The sequence below is a fragment of the Paraburkholderia edwinii genome (assembly GCF_019428685.1).
Lineage (GTDB): Bacteria > Pseudomonadota > Gammaproteobacteria > Burkholderiales > Burkholderiaceae > Paraburkholderia > Paraburkholderia edwinii.
Window position 1 is genome coordinate 1,322,045 of record NZ_CP080096.1, and the last position, 18,681, is coordinate 1,340,725.

14 protein-coding genes and 2 pseudogenes are annotated in these 18,681 nt (G+C 62.1%); 9 read left to right on the forward strand and 7 right to left on the reverse strand.

What is annotated here, in order from left to right; all coding sequences use genetic code 11:
- Nucleotides 1-8 precede the first annotated feature (8 nt).
- From KZJ38_RS27655 to KZJ38_RS27665, 3 genes are read left to right on the forward strand one after another with little or no spacing between them, the layout of a single operon-like run.
- On the forward strand, nt 9-998 hold the full coding sequence (locus KZJ38_RS27655) for a vWA domain-containing protein (RefSeq protein WP_219803153.1): 990 nt from the start codon (nt 9-11) through the stop codon (nt 996-998).
- On the forward strand, nt 995-1,648 hold the full coding sequence (locus tag KZJ38_RS27660) for an MxaK protein (RefSeq protein WP_219803154.1): 654 nt from the start codon (nt 995-997) through the stop codon (nt 1,646-1,648). The genes KZJ38_RS27655 and KZJ38_RS27660 overlap by 4 nt, the downstream gene beginning before the upstream one ends.
- Complete coding sequence (locus KZJ38_RS27665; RefSeq protein WP_219803156.1) at nt 1,645-2,622, forward strand: vWA domain-containing protein; 978 nt, start codon at nt 1,645-1,647, stop codon at nt 2,620-2,622. Before KZJ38_RS27660 ends, KZJ38_RS27665 begins: the two co-directional genes overlap by 4 nt.
- Here KZJ38_RS27665 and KZJ38_RS27670 read toward each other — a convergent pair.
- Both KZJ38_RS27670 and KZJ38_RS27675 read right to left on the reverse strand, forming a co-directional pair.
- The gene (locus KZJ38_RS27670) at nt 2,607-3,563 is read right to left on the reverse strand and encodes a helix-turn-helix domain-containing protein (RefSeq protein ID WP_219803158.1); all 957 of its coding nucleotides are present in this window, start codon (nt 3,561-3,563) and stop codon (nt 2,607-2,609) included. The genes KZJ38_RS27665 and KZJ38_RS27670 overlap by 16 nt on opposite strands.
- A gap of 17 nt (nt 3,564-3,580) precedes the next feature.
- Complete coding sequence (locus tag KZJ38_RS27675) at nt 3,581-4,966, reverse strand: hypothetical protein (protein ID WP_219803160.1); 1,386 nt, start codon at nt 4,964-4,966, stop codon at nt 3,581-3,583.
- Between the two features lie 230 nt (nt 4,967-5,196).
- On the opposite strand from KZJ38_RS27675, the gene KZJ38_RS27680 reads away from it, so the two are divergent.
- Together KZJ38_RS27680 and fliD are read left to right on the forward strand one after the other, a co-directional pair.
- Nucleotides 5,197-6,660, forward strand: a complete 1,464-nt coding sequence (locus KZJ38_RS27680; RefSeq protein ID WP_219803161.1) for a flagellin N-terminal helical domain-containing protein — start codon at nt 5,197-5,199, stop codon at nt 6,658-6,660.
- Nucleotides 6,661-6,853: 193 nt separating this feature from the next.
- A complete protein-coding gene (gene fliD, locus KZJ38_RS27685) occupies nt 6,854-8,425 on the forward strand; it encodes a flagellar filament capping protein FliD (RefSeq protein WP_219803163.1) in 1,572 nt (523 codons plus the stop codon).
- Between the two features lie 83 nt (nt 8,426-8,508).
- On the opposite strand, the gene KZJ38_RS27690 is transcribed toward fliD, so the two are convergent.
- The 3 genes from KZJ38_RS27690 to KZJ38_RS27700 form a co-directional block, all read right to left on the reverse strand.
- The gene (locus KZJ38_RS27690) at nt 8,509-8,994 is read right to left on the reverse strand and encodes a DUF4440 domain-containing protein (protein ID WP_219803165.1); all 486 of its coding nucleotides are present in this window, start codon (nt 8,992-8,994) and stop codon (nt 8,509-8,511) included.
- 157 nt (nt 8,995-9,151) lie between these two features.
- A complete protein-coding gene (locus tag KZJ38_RS27695) occupies nt 9,152-10,207 on the reverse strand; it encodes a nucleoside hydrolase (RefSeq protein WP_219803166.1) in 1,056 nt (351 codons plus the stop codon).
- A gap of 60 nt (nt 10,208-10,267) precedes the next feature.
- Entirely contained in the window at nt 10,268-11,263 is a 996-nt protein-coding gene (locus KZJ38_RS27700) for a CobW family GTP-binding protein (protein WP_219803168.1), read from the reverse strand.
- Nucleotides 11,264-11,949: 686 nt separating this feature from the next.
- Between KZJ38_RS27700 and KZJ38_RS27705 the strand changes: the two genes are divergently transcribed.
- From KZJ38_RS27705 to KZJ38_RS27720, 4 genes and pseudogenes are all read left to right on the forward strand, one after another.
- Nucleotides 11,950-14,202: a TonB-dependent receptor gene (locus KZJ38_RS27705; protein WP_219803170.1), complete on the forward strand. Its 2,253-nt coding sequence runs from the start codon at nt 11,950-11,952 to the stop codon at nt 14,200-14,202.
- Between the two features lie 25 nt (nt 14,203-14,227).
- Nucleotides 14,228-14,854: pseudogene (locus KZJ38_RS27710) on the forward strand (ABC transporter ATP-binding protein); the annotation flags it as partial.
- A gap of 2 nt (nt 14,855-14,856) precedes the next feature.
- Nucleotides 14,857-15,354: pseudogene (locus KZJ38_RS27715) on the forward strand (ABC transporter substrate-binding protein); the annotation flags it as partial.
- Nucleotides 15,355-15,386: 32 nt separating this feature from the next.
- Nucleotides 15,387-16,418 carry a FecCD family ABC transporter permease gene (locus tag KZJ38_RS27720; protein ID WP_425518440.1) on the forward strand — a complete coding sequence of 344 codons (1,032 nt, stop codon included), beginning with the start codon at nt 15,387-15,389 and terminating at the stop codon, nt 16,416-16,418.
- 27 nt (nt 16,419-16,445) lie between these two features.
- On the opposite strand, the gene KZJ38_RS27725 is transcribed toward KZJ38_RS27720, so the two are convergent.
- Together KZJ38_RS27725 and KZJ38_RS27730 are read right to left on the reverse strand one after the other, a co-directional pair.
- Nucleotides 16,446-17,462 (reverse strand): ligand-gated ion channel, encoded by a 1,017-nt coding sequence (locus KZJ38_RS27725; RefSeq protein ID WP_219803176.1) that lies wholly within the window; start codon nt 17,460-17,462, stop codon nt 16,446-16,448.
- Between the two features lie 165 nt (nt 17,463-17,627).
- Nucleotides 17,628-18,653 carry a beta-ketoacyl-ACP synthase III gene (locus KZJ38_RS27730; RefSeq protein WP_219803178.1) on the reverse strand — a complete coding sequence of 342 codons (1,026 nt, stop codon included), beginning with the start codon at nt 18,651-18,653 and terminating at the stop codon, nt 17,628-17,630.
- Nucleotides 18,654-18,681 lie beyond the last annotated feature (28 nt).

Here is an 18,681-nt window from a genome sequence, read left to right on the forward strand (position 1 = left end):
GGAATGCCATGCTCGACTTCGCCTATCCGTGGGTGCTCGCCTTGCTGCCGCTGGCCGCGTTGCCGCTGTTGCGCCGGCACTTTGAATCGCTGCCGTTCTCATGCGTCGCCTGGCTGCCGCGTGACCGGGCAGGGCGCTTCGTTAGCCTGTTGTGGCGTGTGCTCGCGGTGCTGGCCATTGCGTCGATCATCGTTGGACTATCGGGCCCGGGCAACTCGAATCTCGAAAGGCGCGTGACCGGCACCGGCGGAGAAATCATGATCCTGATGGACCGCAGCGCGAGCATGGATGCGGAACTCGGCCGCGGCCTCGCGAAATTCCCGAACGCGCTTTCCACCGGCGAATCGAAGCGGCAGGTCGCATCGCATGCGCTGGCGACGTTCGTCGCGCATCGACCTAACGACAGCTTCGCCTTCGTGCTGTTCGGTTTGCAGCCGATGCTGGCGGTGCCGTTCACCCGCGATCACGACATTGTCGATGCGGCGATGGAAGCGACCAATGTCGGCCGCGGCATGCCGGACACGCGGCTCGACGCCGGCTTGTCGTACGCGGTGCAGCTCTTCAATGGCCGGCCACGTACGGGAGGGCGCGCCATCGTTCTGGTCTCGGACGGCGGGGCACGGCTCGACACGGAAGCGCGTCAAAAGATAGCAGCCGCGCTTGCCAATGACGGCGTTGCGCTCTATTTCGTCTATCTGCGCAGCGGCATTTTCAGCCCCGATCTGACTAATATCGAGCCGCGTTTCGAACATTCGGCCGAGGGCGAGTTACATCGCTTCTTCCAGTCGCTACGGACCCCGTACCACCTGTATCAGGCAAAGGATGCGGAGCAGATGGCTGCTGCGATGGCCGAAATCGGGCGCCGCGAGAGTCAACGCTCGGTATTCGTCGAGCGCTTGCCACGGCAGGACAGAAGCACATGGTGCTTTGCCTTGGGCCTTTTCTGCTGTGCCGCGTTGATCTGCATGAGCAGCGTTCAGAAGCGGAGCTTCGCATGAGACGCAAATGGATGCATGTTCTGTTCGGCGGCGCCGCGATCTGTTGCGCAGGCGTCACCGCGTATTACGCGTTGACGCTTCAACGCGCGATCGACATGAGCCGTGCTATCGACGCCACGCGCAGCGCGACCGTCGCGCAGCTTACGAATGGGCGTGCGAGCGGGACTTCAAATGGGGTTTCAAGCGGGACCTCAAGCGGGCCGGCTAGCGGGCTATCGGGCGGCTCATCAATCGGGTCGTCAAGCGATCCCGCCGACGAAGCGCCTCAAGTGCGTCTTGCCCGCGCGGTCGCGCTGTCCGCTGCGGGACGCGAGGCCGAGGCGGGCAAGCTGCTCAATGAACTGGTTCTCGAGCCCGGTCGTATCGACGTCAAGCGGGCCGCGCTGTTCGATCTCGCGAACCTGTCGCTGCGTGAAGCGGCAGGCGACGATGCGCGCGGGCCGCTGCGATCGTTGCCGTTGCTCGAGACGGCGAAAGCACGCTACCGTGACTTGCTGCGCGACGATCCGACCGACTGGGACGCGCGCTATAACCTCGAGCGCGCGCTGCGTCTCGCACCGGAATCGCCTGACGAGGTCGACACGGATCAGGACATCGAGCAGCGCCGCAGCGTCAGAGTACGCGGCGCACAGCCACAGGAGCTGCCGTGAACATCGGCAAAGGCAGCGTAGTGGTTTTTATGCGCCGATACGCGCTGCTCGGCGGGGCCGCCTTGCTGCTGGTCGCGGCCGTATGGATGCCGCCGATTGCGCGTGCGCGGTTAGTTTCAAGCTACATCGTGACGTTCGACATTACGCAGAGCATGGATACCGAGGACGTGACGCTGAACGGGCGTCCGGTTAGCCGTCTGACGTTCGCGAAGACGGCGATGCAAGAGGCGCTGCAGCGCCTGCCTTGCGGCTCGCGCGTTGGCTGGAGTGTCTTTACGGGCACGCGCTCGCTGCTTCTCTTCGTTCCGGTGGAAGTTTGTTCGCATTACGACGCATTACTGTCGTCGCTTGATCAGATCGGCGGACAGATGCGCTGGGCCGACAGCAGTGTGATCGCGCAAGGTGGTCTTTACTCGGCCGTGCACGCGGCGTCGGATGCGGGATCGAAAGCGGCAGTGGTATTTATCACCGATGGGCAGGAAGCGCCGCCCGTTGCGCCATCGGAGACGGCCGTGCGGGGCATTACACAAGGGCAGGCCGACGGATGGATTGTCGGTGTCGGCGGCGATCAGCCGGCGCCGATTCCGCGCACCAATGCGCAAGGCGCGCGCATCGGATTCTGGCGCGCCGATGAGGTGATCCAGTCAGTGCCTGGCAGAAGCTCGGCGGGCGCCGGTGGGCACGAGGAATTGTCGGCATTGCGCGAGCCTTATCTACGAGCGCTTGCGGCACATTCAGGCTTCGGCTATCAGCGGCTCGACAACCTCACCGCGCTATCCACCGCAATGGCCGATCCTAAACTCGGCCAACGCATGCAGGTTGCGACCGATTTCCGCTGGTGCCCGGCGCTTGTCGCATTGCTTTTGCTCGTGCTTTATTTTATTTCGCGACTCAGAAGGAAAACTCAAGCGAAAAAAACCTCTACGCTAAGCGTTAAAGCACGCCTGGCGCCGAACCCTCACTTGGCGGAATGAGCCGGTCGAACGCGCTGGATCGTGGTGGGGCTTGTGCCGTAATGCTTCTTGAAGGTTCTGCTAAAGTGGGCCGCGCTGACGAAACCGCACTGCCATGCAATGTCGCTGATGCGAACCCGATCGTCGCTATTCGTCAAGAGCTTGTTGGCTCTGGCAAGCCGCTGCTGCAACAGGTAGCGCATCACGGACGATCCGTCGCGCTCAAAGAGCTTGGTCAGATAGCGCCTTGAAACGCCCATTGCGGCGGCAACGAAGTCGATATCGATCTGTTCGTTCGCCACATTGCGTTCGATGAAACGCTTGGCCTGCTTGAGCAGGGCGTCCGAACTCGTGACGCGTTTGGGCGCGGTCAGGTCGTCGGTGACGATTTCCATCAGGTCGGTCAGATGCTCCGCAACGAGCCTTGCACCGTACGAACTGCACTGCTCGCCATAGGCCGCCGCGCCCGCAATCAGCGACTTGAGCAATGCAACGTCCGGCGACGTGGCATCCGCCACGAACATCTCGCGGCTCGACAAAACCTTTCCTCTTGTTTCGAGCGAAGCTTTCGATACGCGCAGGATCATGCCGCGCGAGTCGTCGCGCGCCGTCTGCGTGTATTTGATGCTGCCGTCGAACAGCAGCAACGAGCCTTCGCCAAGCTCGACCTGGTCGCCGTCCTGTTCGATCTCGATGGTGCCGCTTTCGATCAGGAACAGCAGCAGTGTGTTCTTGCGCCAGTCGTCGAGGCCCGGGCCCGGTGTCCATGTCCATTGCTGACCGGACAGTTCCGCGGCCTCGAAGCGAAGATCGCCCATATACCACGACGCGGTCAGAAGCTCGCGTGTGACGCCTGTTTCGAACTCACACTCCATGCTCCAGTTTCTTCTGACGAGATCGCACCACTCGCCCTTGGTCTTGGCTGACTTATCCTGGGTTGCCTGTTTGACGAAATGCATCATGCTACGTACCTGACAACTCAACTAAAACTGCGTTGCATCACCGCCGCATCGAGGCCTTCATGCGGCGCTTCACTTGCCGAGACGCGATGCAAGAGTCGTGTGACGGCATCGCGGCAGGCGGCCTCGTTCTGTAATTTAGACAACGCGGTCAAACAATCCGAAACCGCTTCATTGCTTAACTGTGCGACCAGTACGCTGTCCATCAGAAGACGTTGCGCAAGCCGCACCGCCGCCGACCGGCATGCGGGGTCGTCTTCCATATCTCCAAGTGACTTAAGGCAATTGACGACATGTTTGGCGCTAAGACGGTTGCAAATCGACGCGTCCGTCGCAAGACGCCGCGACAATTGTCCAACTGCTGTGCGGCATGTTTTCTCGGTATGCAATTTTGCCAACGAATGCAAGCACACAGCGACATGCCGTCCATTCAGGTTGTGTCGCAACGGACCGTCTTCGACGACGCGCTTTGCAAGTCGAACCACTGCGCGCTGACACGCGGAGTCTAAAGCCCATTCGCCTAAAGCGCTAAGACAATTTGCGAGACGTACGCCATTCAGCTGTCTTACTACTGTTTCGTCCGTAACAATGCGGGTTGCCAATCGTCTTCCTGCAAAGAAACACGCTTCATTGCCGTGCCATTTACCAAGCGCATACAAAGCGTTTGCAATTGCAAGTCCGTTCATGCGCGACAGTAATCTGTCGTTCGTCACGATCTGTCTGGCGAGATGTGCGCCGGCCTGAACGCATGTTTCATGGTCGTGCCACTTGCTAAGCGCGTTCAGGCAACTGCCGATCTCATGACCGTTCAGGTCGTTCCAGAGCAGCGCATCGGTCGTAATGCCTGCCGCCAGATGTATCCCCGCGGCGCGGCAGATCGGTTCCCTGTCCCACTTACATAGGGCATTCAGACATTCGATGACCTCACGCACACCAAGCGTCAGGCGCAGCGGCTCATCGTTGGCGAGCCGTATCGCGAGCCGCAAACCTGCGTGCTGGCAGGCTTCGTCTTTATGCCACTTGCCAAAAGCGATCAGGCAATCGGAGATCTCAGAACCACTCAATGCATCGCAAAGGCGGCTGTCTGTTTCGAGTCGCGCGGCCAGTCTCGCAGCGGCTCTTTGGAAAACCTCAGGTTCCCACTTCGCTAGCGCGCTTAAACATGAGGCGAACTCACGACTATTGAGCTTGCTGCGAAGCGCGCCGTCTGATGCCAAAGCTTCTGCAAAGCTTGCGGCAATCTTCTGATTGGCATCGTCGTGGTTACGTTCGTTTAACGAAGCCAGTAATAAATGGAAATTTGAATGGCCCTTTGCGTGCGCAGCGAAAATATCTGGATTGTTTACGAAAGATAATCTTTCGTTATCCAAATTCCTCGATCGAAGGAGACTTTCAGCCCCTTTCATATCTATTTCTCCCTTTAGGTCCATTGGGCGAAGCTATCTTGGGCCAATGGCTAGCGAGAAGTTTGACCGTGCGACGACTTTCTTTTGTCTTTACGGGCATGCGTGCGCTTTGCTTCTCAAGCATCGAGCGCCCTTGCCGTCAACGCAGGCTAAGGCGGTCAGCAATGCATAAGCGCTTCCGCCGACGTCAATGTTGTCAAAGATCAGACTACCCTTCTACGGAGTTCCGCATGTCGCTTTCCATATTTAGCAATATTCCCTCGCTGGTCGCACAAGAGAACCTGAACTCTTCGGGCAGCCTGCTTGACCAGTCGATCCAACGCCTGTCATCGGGTAAGCGTATCAACAGCGCGGCGGACGATCCGGCTGGCCTCGCAATTTCGACGACGCTGCAAACGCAGATCAACGGGCTGACTCAAGGCATCTCCAATGCAAACAGCGGCGTGTCGCTGGTGCAGACGGCCAGCACGGGTCTTCAGCAAATCGTGAATGCGCTGCAGACGATCCGTTCGCTGGCCAACGAAGCGCAGGGCGGTACGGAGACGCCGGAAAACCAGGCATCCTCGCAAGCGGAAGTGGCGCAGGAGATCGATGAAGTCAACCGTATTGCTTCGCAAACGACGTTCAACGGTTTGAATCTGCTGACCGGGCAACTGGGCGTTATCAATGTGCAGGTCGGCGCGGACGACGGCCAGACGGTCGCGGTCAATCTGAGCCAGAGCGTCTCGGCTGGATCGCTCGGTGGTGGCCTCGCGGAGTCGGGTGCGATTCTCGGGACGGTATCGAATCTCAACCTGAACGCCGACGGCACGGTCAATACCAGCGGCAGCCCGGGTGCGATCAGTTCGATCAACATCGTCGCGAACGGCAACGGCGGCTTCACGTTCACGGACCAGAACGGCAACTCGATCTCGACGGCAGCATCGGCCTCGCTGTTCACCACGACGACGACCAACGGCATTTCGTCGCTGTCGTTGAACAGCACCGGTGCACTGACGCCGACGAACGAGCTGACGTCGATCTCCGCTGCGGTTGCCGCAGGTTCGGGCGCCGCGAACGGCGCAGTGTTCGGCACGATTTCGGACATCGACATCGACCCGGCGACGGGTCTGGACGCGACGGCGAATACGGAGAATGCGATCACGTCGATCACGGTCGAATCGAACGGCAACGGCGGCGTGAAGTTCGTCGATCAGAACAACAACCCGGTTCCGGCATCCGCAACGGCGGGCCTTTTCAACCTGACGACGACTGCCGGCGGCGGTGTGAGCGCCATCTCGTTTGCCGGCACCGCGCCGACCAGCACGATCGGATCGACTGCAGTGGGCACGCAGCCGCAAAACAGCACGCTCGCGTCCGTCAACACGTTGAACACGCCGACGACGGTAGCCGATATCAACATCAGCTCCACGCTAGGCGCGAACAATGCGGTGCTGTCGATCGACAACGCGCTGGCCACCATCAACAACCTCCAGGCATCACTCGGGGCAGCGCAGACTCGCTTGACCGGGATCTCGCAATCGCAGCAGGACGAGTCGACCGACCTGTCAAGCGCGCAGTCGCAGATCACTGACGCCGACTTCGCGCAGGAAACGGCAAATCTGAGCAAGGCACAGGTGCTGCAGCAAGCCGGTATCTCGGTGCTCGCGCAAGCGAACTCGCAGCCGCAGCAAGTGCTGAAGCTTCTGCAATAAGCGTCGCGCCTCCAGCAGAACGACGAACTGGAGAAAGCGGCTTTTAGTGAGTAGCACGCAGTAACGTGCGCGGGTGAGCCGGCAATCGATGCAGTCAGGCTCATCCGCGAAACGTGGACAGCATAAGCAGTACGACGTCCTAAACCCCGAATGCGGGAGTGAGCGGCCTGACGCGCCGCATGGAGCTTTTCAAATGTCGACTACACCCGTTTCCTCGGCGGCGGCCGCCGCGGCCGCCAAGGCGGCTTCCGCGGTTCAGCAGGCCGCCCAATCGCTGATATCCGAATCGACCGGCAGTACACTCGATGTGAACTCGCTCGTGTCGGCGCTTGTGCAAGATAGAGTCGCGGGTCAGAACTCTGAGTTGACCACGCAGGCAGGGATAGACAAAAGCGATATCGCCGGGCTCGCCTCGCTGTCCGGTGCGCTGGGCAGCCTCCAGGCGGCATTGAGCCCGTTCCTGAGCGGCGATGCGCTTGCATCGTTCTCCGCGACGTTAAGCGGCGATGGCATTACGGCGAAAGCCGGCCAGGGCGCAGTGGCGCAGACCTTTCCGCTCGACGTGACGCAAGTTGCGCAGTCGCAAATTCTCACGTCGCAGCCATTCAACAGCACCGACGCTGCCGCGATGGGCACAGGCACAGTCAGTATTTCGCTGGGCAGCGGGTCGAGCGCGAAGTCGTTTCAGATCAGTGTCGACTCGTCGGACGACAGCCTGCAGGACATCGCCAACGCGATCAACACGGCATCGGACAACCCGGGCATCAAGGCAAGCATCATCCAGGGCGCGAACGGCCCGTCGCTGAGCCTGCAATCGACTGCAACGGGCGCGGCGAACACCATCAACGTCAGCGTGAACCAGTCGAGTCCCACCGCGCTTTCACAGCTCGATGTGACGTCGGGCACCAGCACGGACCCGGGCCCTCCCGTCGGCGCGTCGACGATTGCGACGGGCGGCAGCGTCTGGACACAAACGCAGGACGCGCAGGATGCGCGGCTGACTGTTGATGGCCAGCTCGTGACGAACGCGAACAACACGATTCCCGGTGCGATTCCGGGCGTGACGTTGACGCTCGATCCGAACAACCCGAAGACGATCGGTGCGCAGAACCTGACGGTCGCGCCCGACGAAAGCTCGGTTGAAGGCGACCTCTCTTCGTTCGTGTCGGCGTATAACGCCGTCATCGATCAGCTGAACTCGCTTGCGGCGCCGGGCACCGCAGGCGTGCAGGGCAGTGGCGGCCCGCTGCTCGGCGACCAGATGATCGACCAGCTGGGCGCGGCGCTCGGCGGCATCGTGGGCGACAAGGTATCGAGCGGCGGCTTGTCCAGCACGCTCGCCGAGCTTGGCATCAATTTCCAGGCCGATACAGGCGGTGAGCCGTTCGCGCAGCTCGAGATCGGTAACAACGAGTCCGGTCAGTCGCTCGACGATGTGGTGTCGAACGACCCGGCGCTTCTCAGCGCGCTCTTCAACGATACGAATGGCCTCGCGCAGCAGCTCGACTCGATGGTGGCGACGTATACGGATCCGGCTAAAGGTCTCATTACGAAGCGCACGACTGACCTGACCGACGATATTGCCAGCCTCGCGAAACAGCAGGACGTTCTCGACGACTTCGCGAAACAGCTGACATCGCAGTTCAACGACCAGTTCACCGCGCTAAACACGATCATGTCGCAGGCGCAATCGAACCAGAGGTTTCTGACGCAGCTGTTCGGCGGCAGCAATAGTAATGGCGCGCTGGCGCAGAACAGTACGTAAGCGCAGCGGCGGCTCACAAGATTGAGGGACGCGCCGCCGCTTTTTGCGGCGCTGTCTTTGCGGCGCGGTCTATTGCGGCGCGTCTATTGTGCGGCCCATGCCCACGTCGAAATCAGCCACTTCTCTTCGACCTTTTCGAGTGTCGCGGTAATCGTGCCGCGAATCCGCGCTGGCTTGCCATGCTGTTTGAAACGGTAGACGGCGGGCACCACGATATAAGCGTGGTCGTCGATCACTTCGATATCGCGCGCCTTGAGCAACTGCATCGAGAAATCGCTGATGCCGTTCTGCTCGGAGTCGGCCGCATACGCCTTCGCCCATGTGCCGATCGCCTGCTCGGGCGCGCCCGTGAACACGAACGGCGCGAGATCGTCGACGAGCACGACCGACGGCGCGAAGTTTTCCGCAAGCTTGGCCGGGTCGATATTCTGGTTCGCTTCGTCGATCGTTTGCTGCATGCGCTTGAGCACGTCCGACTGATCCGACGCGAAAGCGGAGCCGATGGACAACGACACCGTGGCGACGAACGCGCCTAGAAACAAACCGGCGACGAGGAATTTTCGCAGCATCGTAGTTTCCTTCCTGTTATGAACGATGCTGCATGATGGCCTGTCTTCGCGCTTTCAAGGCGAGGCGCATGCGAAGCCATATCGCGCCGGCGCGAATCGTTCGCGTGCGGGCGCTAAAGACGCATTGGCCGATTCGTCTTCGTCGCTAAAGACGCATTCAAGCTTCCTTGACAGGAACCGGCCGTGTCAGCAGGTCCACGTAAAAATCATAGAAGCGTGAGTTGTCGAAGCGCTTGACTACGGTTGCCGGTTGCAGCCCGGGGCGGGGCTCGCGGTAACCGACAGAACGCCCGTCGTCGGCGCCGAAGCTCGAGTCCACGTCGATCCAGCGTTGAACCGTTTCCGTCGCGAACGTCGGGTCCACAAGATACGCGAGTGTCAACGTATCCCAGATACTTGTCGTGTAGTCCGGATTGATTTCGAAGCCATCGTTCCCATCGGATACATAGCCGTTCAATTGCCTGAACAGGCGCGTGACGATCGTTTGTTTGTTCGGATCATGTGCGACGCGATCATAGACGCGCTTGTCCATCTTGACGGTATCTGTCGCGTCGAGAGGAATCACGACGTGGCGGGTCGGCAACCGCAGTACCTCTTGCGCCGCTTGCGGATCGAACCACCAGTTGAATTCGGCGGTTGCTGTCGTATTTCCGGGTACGTCGATCGCGCCGCCCATATAAATAATCTGCCTGATCAGCGACGCGATTTGCGGGTGTTGACGAGCCGCAAGCGCGAGGTTGGTCAGCGGCCCGACCGCGAGGATCGTTACCTGCCCAGGATATTGGCGAACAGAGTCGACGATGAAATCAACCGCGCTTCTGCTTTGCACGTTGGCGTGAACCGCGAATCCATCGGGCGGTGCGATAAGGTCGCGATCCGACCCAGGCTGAGCCGATGCCCACGCGCCAAGGTATCCGTCGCCGCCGGGATAGTGTTGCCGCTCTTTCTGGATCGTCGCGAGGTTGCGAGACAGGGGCAAGTTCGCGCCGGCGTACACGCCGACGCGAGCCGCCATGCCGAGGCGTTCGACTGACTTTAACGCGTCAGCCACGCCTTGCCTGAGCCAATGGTTGCCTGACACGACGGTGATACCCAGCAGATCGATCGTGCCCTCGGCTTCCAGCTGACACGCCATCGCACCCAGTTGTCCGTCGTCGCCCAACGTGGTGTAGTCGCTATCGATAATGACTTTCGGGATCGGATCTGTTTGCATGGGGTCGCATAGCGAATGTAGAAGCTGCCGTCGAACGTCGACCGTCAAACGTCGACCGCTTCAGGACGCTAGCACGCAGTTATCGAGCCCCGCCTTGAAGACATCGATGGGCAGCTGTTTGCCGATGAACACAATCTTTGTCTCACGCGTTTCGCCTGCCATCCAGCGCTTGCCGACATCGGTGCCGAAAATCATGTGCACGCCCTGAAACACGGTTCGCCGGTCCACGCCCGCAATGTGCAATACGCCCTTGTATCGGAGCATCGACGCGCCGTAAAGGTTCACCACCGCGCCGAAGAAATCCTCGAGCTTGTCCATATCGAACGGTCTGGTATTGCGGTAGACAAACGAGGTCACGTCGTCGTCATGCTCATGCGACACATCGTCGAGAAAATCGGGCTCGATTTCGATGATCGCATTGAGGTTGAAGCTGCGGATGTCGAGCAGCTCCGACAGGTCCGTGGCGCCGAAATGCACCGGCCTGATCGGCGCGCGCGGATTCATGCGGCGCAACCGGCGCATCAGTTTCCCGGTCTGCTCCTCACCTGCGAGGTCGGCCTTCGACACGAGGATCCGGTCGGCAAAGCCAACCTGCTCCTGCGCTTCGTGGTGCTCGTCGAGCTGGGCGCCGCCGTGGCAGGCGTCGACCACCGTCACGATCGCATCGAGCAGATAGTTTTCCTGGACCGCATCGTCGACGAAAAAGGTTTGCGCGACGGGTGCGGGGTCCGCCAGTCCCGTCGTTTCGATGATCACGCGGTCGAACTTCAGCTCGCCCGCCGCGCGCCTTTGCGCGAGCGTCGAGAGAATCCGCACGAGATCGCCGCGCACCGTGCAGCAGATGCACCCGTTATTCATCTCGACGATCTGCTCGTTGCCGTCCTGGACCAGCAGTTCGTTGTCGATGCCCGCCTCGCCGAATTCATTCTCGATCACGGCGATGCGGCTGCCGTGATGTTCGCCGAGGATGCGGTTCAGCAGCGTGGTTTTTCCCGCACCGAGGAAGCCGGTCAGGATGGTGGTCGGAATCAGCGTCGGCTCGGCCGGCGTGGACATGGCGTTCTCCAGAAAAACTGAAACGTTCGACTACGGGAAGCCTGCGATGAGCAGACGGCGAAACGCTTCGCAGCAAAGCGCCGACAGTGCAGCGTGCACGAAGAGGAAGACAGTCTGAATGTTATAATATATCATTTCCAGCTTGCATCGATCTTGCCGGTTCCTGTACGGCGAGACGAAGCCGTAATGGTCCGGCCGGTAGGCGGCCGGTCGCGCATACCGCGATGCGAGTACAGATACGAGTACAATCGCCGCTGCAAAACCCGGAAGCTGGTGTGAATCCAGCGCGGTCGCGCCACTGTGATCGGTTCGTCGAGGTTGTCGTTGTGTTGCGGTTTCCTCTACGTGCCGAAAGTCAGACCTGGGCTTTGCTTTCTTTCCCTGTTTCTTTTTCTGGGGCGCGAAACCCCTGGAGATGTCGACATGACCGCACTCATCTGCATCGCGCGGATTTCCTTTCCGCTCTGCTCGCCCCCTTGCCGTTCACGCCATTGCAACACGCCTGGACTGACTTCCTAGCGCGTAATCGGGCGTCGTCTGCCTGACACCGTCAGGCGTTCACGCGATCACCGGACCAAGGACTGTCCCGCTCGAGTCGATTCCATTCGGCTCGAGCGGGTTCGCTCGACCTTGCGTCGGCGTACGACGACGGTCCACGAAAACAACAAGATCTGACAGACCCGAGAATGGACATTTCAACTTCGTTTGCGCCTGTGAGCCGTTACGGGGCCCGAGGCCGTCGCCTGTGTGGCGGAGCGTTCGCATGCGCGTGGCTGCTTCACGCGTTGCCGGCCTTGGCCGATGGCGCCGCCGCTGCCGCGGATGCACAAAGCGGCGCGCAGGCCGCAACGGATACGAGCAATCGAACCCTGCCTGCCGTGCATATCGAGGCAACTACGGACGCAACCACGAACGCAACCACGAGCAATGGCGCCGTTGCAGGTAACCTCAGCACGCCGATCGAGGCGGGCAGCCGGTTAGGCCTCTCGAGTCTCGATACGCCCGCGAGCGTCGAGGCCATCACCAGCGGACAGATTGAAGAGAAGGGCGACACGAACGTCACGCAAGCCGTGACGCGGGCCACCGGATTCGCAACCGATGCCGCGCCGGGCAATGGCGGCACATCGGTGTCGGTACGCGGCTTCAGCGGCCCGGAATCGATCACGACGCTATACGATGGCGTGCGCATGTTCCCCGGCGCCGGCACGGTGACATTTCCGTTCGATACGTGGTCGGTCGATCGCATCGAGGTATTGCGCGGGCCGGCCTCGGTGCTGTACGGCGAGGGCGGCATCGGCGGCGTTATCAACGTCGTGCCGAAGGCGCCGCTGCGCGACTATGCGACGACCATTCAGCTCGGCGCCGGGTCTTACGGCGAAAAGCGCGCCGCACTCGATACCACCGGCGCGCTCGGTCCGATGCTGTCCTATCGCTTCTATGTCAGCGACGATCGCTCGAACGGCTGGGTGCCGCGCGGCAACACGCACACCACCGCGGTTGGCGGATCGCTGCGGCTCGACGTGAACCCGGACCTGTGGTTTTCGCTCGACTACGATTACGGCCGGCAGGAGCCGGCGCGCTATTTCGGCGTGCCCGTTGTGAACGGGCAGCTGAATCCCGCGCTGCGTTTCCAGAACTACAACGTCGCCGATGCGGCCATCTCGTACTACGATCAGTGGACCCGCCTGAATACGACGTGGCGCGCCGCGCCCGGCATCACGCTGCACAACCAGCTGTACTACCTGCTGACGAACCGTCACTGGCACGACAGTGAAAGCTATATGCTGCAGCCGGACGGCAACGTGCTGCGCAGCGACTACATCGAGATCCTGCATCACGAGAAGCAGGTCGGCGATACGCTCGATGCGACATTCGACGGGCACCTGTTCGGACATCAGAACCGCGCGGTGGTCGGCGCGGACTTCAATGTGATTTCGTTTCTCGACACGAGCAACTCGCCGTTCGACGGCTCGTCGATCGTGCCCGCGTTCAACTTCGATCCGGGCGTGTTTATGAGCCCCGATCCGACTGTGCCCGCGTTCCGCACGATCACGCATCAGGCGTCGCTGTTCGCCGAAGACCGTCTCGAACTGACGGACCGGCTCGCCTGGGTGAGCGGGCTGCGCTACGACCACATCGATTTTCATCGCGACACCTTCGCGACCGCGACCACCGCCGCGTCGTCGTTCGACAAGACGTTCGCGCATACGGGCTGGCGCACGGGCCTCGTGTTCTCGTTGACGCCGGACCTCTCCGTGTACGCGCAGTACACGACCGGCACCGATGGCGTCGGCTCGCTGATTACGTTGTCGCAATCGAGCAGTGCGTTCACGCTCTCGACCGGCCAGCAGTGGGAAGCGGGCATCAAGCAGCAACTGCTCGGCGGCCGCGCATCGTGGACGCTCGCGTTCTATCAGATCGTCAAGCGCGATCTGTTGAGCACCGATCCGGCCAATCCGGACCTCAGCGAACAGGTCGGCAAGCAGTCGTCGCGCGGTGTCGAGTGGTCGGGGGCGTTGCAACTGGGCGGCGGCTGGTCGGTCGAGGCGAACGCAGCGCTGCTGCGCGCACGCTTCGACGACTTCAACGAGGAAGAGAACGGACAAAGCGTGTCGCGCGCGGGGAACGTGCCGTTCAATATTCCGGAGCAGACCGCGAACGTGTGGCTCGAGTGGGCGTTCGCTCCCGGATGGAAAGCGGGCGCCGGCGTGCAGTACGTGGGGCGGCGCTTCGGCGACAACGCCAACACGGTGCCGATTCCGTCCTACACGCTCGTCGATGCGTCCGCATCATGGCGCGCGACGCGCAATCTGACGCTCGCGCTGTATCTGCGTAACCTGACCAACCGCGTTTATGCGGTAACGACGCAGAACGACGGCACCGAATGGCTGCTCGGCGCACCGCGATCGGGCTGGGTGACCGCGACGCTCAATTTCTGAACTTCATTCCCTGGGAAGCCGCCTGATGACCACACTGCTGATCGACGATTTGAGCTGGTCGCCGCACGACATCGAGCGCGGACGGCGCGGCGCGGATCTGTTGCGGCATATCGCGCTCGACGCGCGCGACGGCGAATTCGTCGGCCTGATCGGTCCGAACGGCAGCGGCAAGACCAGTCTGCTGCGCTGCGCGTTCCGCTATGCGAAGCCGCGGCACGGCCGGGTAATGCTGGACGGCAGCGACGTCTGGTCCCGGAACGCGCGCTGGGCCGCGCAACGCGTCGCCGTGCTGCTGCAGGACGCGCCGGAAGACTTCGGGCTTAGCGTCGCGGAAGTGGTCGCGATGGGGCGCACGCCGCACAAGCGCCTGCTCGAAGGCACGACGCCCGACGATGCGGCGCAGGTCGAGCGCGCGCTGCGCTACGTCGAACTCGAAGACGCGCGTGACCGGCGCTTTGCATCGCTGTCCGGCGGCGAAATGCAACGCGCGCTGCTGGCGCGCGCGCTGGTGCAGCAGCCGCAGGTGCTGATGCTCGACGAGCCGACCAATCATCTCGATCCGCGCCATCAGATCGAACTGCTGGCACTGGTCAAGCGCTTGGGCATCACGACGCTCGCCACTATTCACGATCTGAATCTCGCTGCCGCGTTCCGATTTTCGACGTCGATGCGCGCGCCGATGCGTTGATCTCAGCCATGCGGGCGCGAGGCGACGCGGTTGCAAAGGCGCTGGGCCCGAACCTGTCGCGCCCGCGCGTTTTCGTCTACGACAGCGGCGAGGACAAACCGTTTACGGCTGGCGCGCTGGCGATGCCAACCGCGCTCATCCACGCGGCAGGCGGCGTCAATGTGATGGACGATGTCGCGCAAAGCTGGACCCAGGTCAGTTGGGAGAGCGTTATCGCGCGCAATCCGCAGGCCATCGTCATCATCGACTACGGCTCGGTGACCGCGGACCAGAAAATACGCTACCTGACCGGCAATCCGGCCCTGGCGAACATCGAAGCGGTGCGCGAGCGCCGCTTTATCGTCGTGCCCTACGATGCAGCGACGCCCGGCGTACGCAATGCCGATGCCGTCGAGACTATCGCGCGTGCGTTGCATCCGCTGGCGTTCGCGCCGGACGCGGCGCGAAGCGCCCGGGGACAGTGATGGATACGCCCCGAACCGCGCATGCCGCGCAGATGACGCACACGATGCCGTTCAGGCGCGCGCCGCGCAAGGCGTGGCGTCGGATCGCGATATTGGCCGTGCTGCTCGCCATCTCGATCGTGATCGCCACAGGACTCGGCCCTGTTGCAGTTGCGCCCGCGATGACCGCACGTATCGTGATCGAGCATCTGTTCGGCACCACGACCGCCCCCGCGATGCAGGACAACATCGTCTGGCTGATCCGCCTGCCGCGCGTGCTGCTTGCGACGCTCGTCGGCGCCTCGCTCGCGGTTGCCGGAACCACGCTGCAAGCGGCGACCGGCAATCGTCTGGCCGATCCGCACCTGCTTGGCGTCAGTTCCGGGGCGAGCGTCGGCGCCGTCGCCGCGACGCTGTGGACCGGCGCCGCATTCGGGTCGCTCACGCTGCCGGTGCTCGCGTTTGCCGGTGCGCTCGCCGCGACGTCGCTCGTCGTGATGCTCGGCGCGGGCCGCGGCCGGCTCGACTCGCAGCGATTGTTGCTGGCGGGCGTCGCCGTGTCGTTCGTGATGATGGGATGCGCGAACCTGATGCTCTATCTCGGGGATCAGCGCGCGGCGACTTCCGTGCTGTTCTGGATGCTCGGCGGGCTCGGACTCGCACGCTGGGACATGCTGGGCGTGCCCGCCTGTTTCGCGGGCGGCGGGCTGCTCTGGCTGATCGGCAGGCGCCGCGAACTGAATGCGCTGATGAGCGGCGACATCGTTGCCACGACGCTCGGCGTCGACATCGCGCGGACCCGCCGCGAGCTGTTTGCCGTGAGTTCGCTACTGACCGCGGCGATGGTCGCGACGAGCGGCGCGATCGGCTTTGTCGGACTCGTTGCGCCGCACGTATGCCGGCGCCTCGTCGGCGCGGACCATGCGCGGCTGTTGCCGGCCTCGGCGCTGTTCGGGGCGGTGCTGCTGATCTGGGCGGACGTCGCGGCGCGCGTACTCGTCGCGCCGGACGAGCTTCCCATCGGGGTGCTGACGGCGCTCCTGGGCGGTGTGTTCTTCGCGGGGCTGGTTCGATACCGAGGCTGACGCGCTGACTCACGCACCGCGCCGCCCTCAATCCCTGCCGATAATCAGGAACAGATTGAAGCCGATAAACGTCAAGGCGACGATCGCGCCGCACACGTATTCGAGAATCAGCGAAAACCGCTTGCCGCGGTTCGTCGTGATGCTCGCTGTGATCGTGACGATGGTGGCGAACACGATGTCGACCAGCACGACAATGTTCAGGCGATCCACAATCGTCAAATGATGCTCGTGGCCGAGCACGTTCGCCACCGCGCGGAAGTTCAGCACGACGGCGAACAGCGCACCGGCAAGCAGTGTCACGCGCGATTCGATCAGCGGGCGGCCATCGTCCTTGTGCAGCAGAAAGCTGACCGTGCACAGCAGAAACGCCGCATATAAAGGCGCGGCCAGATTGAGAAACAACGCAAGGCTCGCGCGCTGCAGCGTGATCGTCATTTCGAGCTTTGTGTAGTCGGAGCCCTTGCCGCCGGCCGGATCGCCGAATTCCGTCGCATAGTGCGTCTCGCCGACGTCGATGCGCTGATCCGTGATACGCCACCCCTGCGGGCTCGCGGTCGGCAGATAGCCGGTGTTCGCGACATCGGCGTCGTAAACCATGCTCGCTGTATCGTCGGTGCCTTCTTCCAGCGTTAAATGCAGGACCTGCTCGTCGAACGGAAAATTGCGCAAGTCCCAGTCTTGCCTGAACTTGCCGATGATCTTGACTTGCCGCCAGTACAGGTCGCCGCGTCTGGTCGTGCTTTCGAGCCGCTTCGTGATCGCGTCCGAATGGACGAACTCCATCGTCTGCAGCGGATTTTTCGCGGCTGAGCGTCCGACGCTCCAGATCCAGAAATCCGCCGCAAAGGTGTTCTCGGCCGTATCGACCGCATAGATCGCGGTGACGAACATGCCGACCTTGTAGTGCTGCGGCTCAGGCTTCGGTATCGCCTGGCAGATCGCGACCGACGGCAGTAGCAGCATCGCCAGCAGTGCCCACGCACCGCGTGCGAAGCGCGTGCCTCGATGCCACCGGCGTGCCGGGTTGATTGCAGAACGTCCCATCCTCGGTTCCTCGACGGTTCACCGCGGGAAAAACGCCGCTTCACCCGGGATGTAAAGGGATTCGGAAACCTGTGTCAACCCGGAATAATGCTCGATGGGACGGGCCGTTCTGCGTTGTGCTGTTGTTGTCTGTGCCCTGGCGCACAGACAGGCGGGAAGGGCGCTTTACCAGCGGATCAGCGCGGCGCCCCATGTAAAGCCCGATCCCATCGCCGGCATCAGAACGAGATCGTTTTCCTTGATGCGCCCGTCTTCCACCGCTTCCGCCAGCGCGAGCGGAATCGACGCGGCGGACGTATTGCCGTGATGGTCGACGGTCAGTACGACTTTCTCCTTCGGCAGATGCAGCTTGTCGCCGAGGGTTTGCACAATGCGTTGATTCGCCTGATGCGGAATCACCCAGTCGAGATCCGCCTGCGTCAGGCCGTTGGCTGCGAGCGCTTCCTGCGAAGCTTCGGCGAGATTGACGACGGCGTGCAGAAACACCTCGCGTCCTTCGAGATGCATCTTGCCGGCAGTCTGGGTCGACGATGTTCCGCCATCCGTATGAATCTTGTCCTGATGCCGCCCATCGGAGTGAAGATGCGTGGACAGGATACCTTTCGGCGGTTGGCCGGCCTCCTGACGCTCGGCACGCAGGACGACCGCGCCCGCGCCATCGCCGAACAGCACGCAGCTATTGCGGTCCGTCCAGTCGATGATGCGCGACATCGTTTCCGCGCCGATCACGACCGCCGTGCGCACCTGGCCCAGCCGGATCATGTTGTCGGCGACGGACAACGCGAACACAAAGCCGGAGCAGACGGCCTGCACGTCGAACGCGATGCCGCCGGTCATGCCGATGGCCGCCTGCACACGCACGGCGGTCGCCGGCATGGTGCGATCCGGCGTGCAGGTCGCGAGCACGATCAGGTCGACGTCGGCGCCGCTGATGCCGGCCTGTTTCAGCGCAGCGAGCGCCGCGCGCGTGGCGAGATCGGACGTGTTTTCTCCGTCCGCCGCGATCCGCCGTTCCTTGATGCCGGTGCGCTGCGCGATCCACTCGTCCGATGTGTCGACCATCGTGGCAAGTTCATGGTTCGTCATCCTGCGCTCCGGAAGCGCCGATCCGCAGCCGGTTACGCGAGCGGTCCATCCCGTCGTTACGGCTGCGGCTGGGTTCCGGACCTCAGAACCGGTTACTTCCGTCATCTTCTGGACTCCGATGAGTAGAGATAGG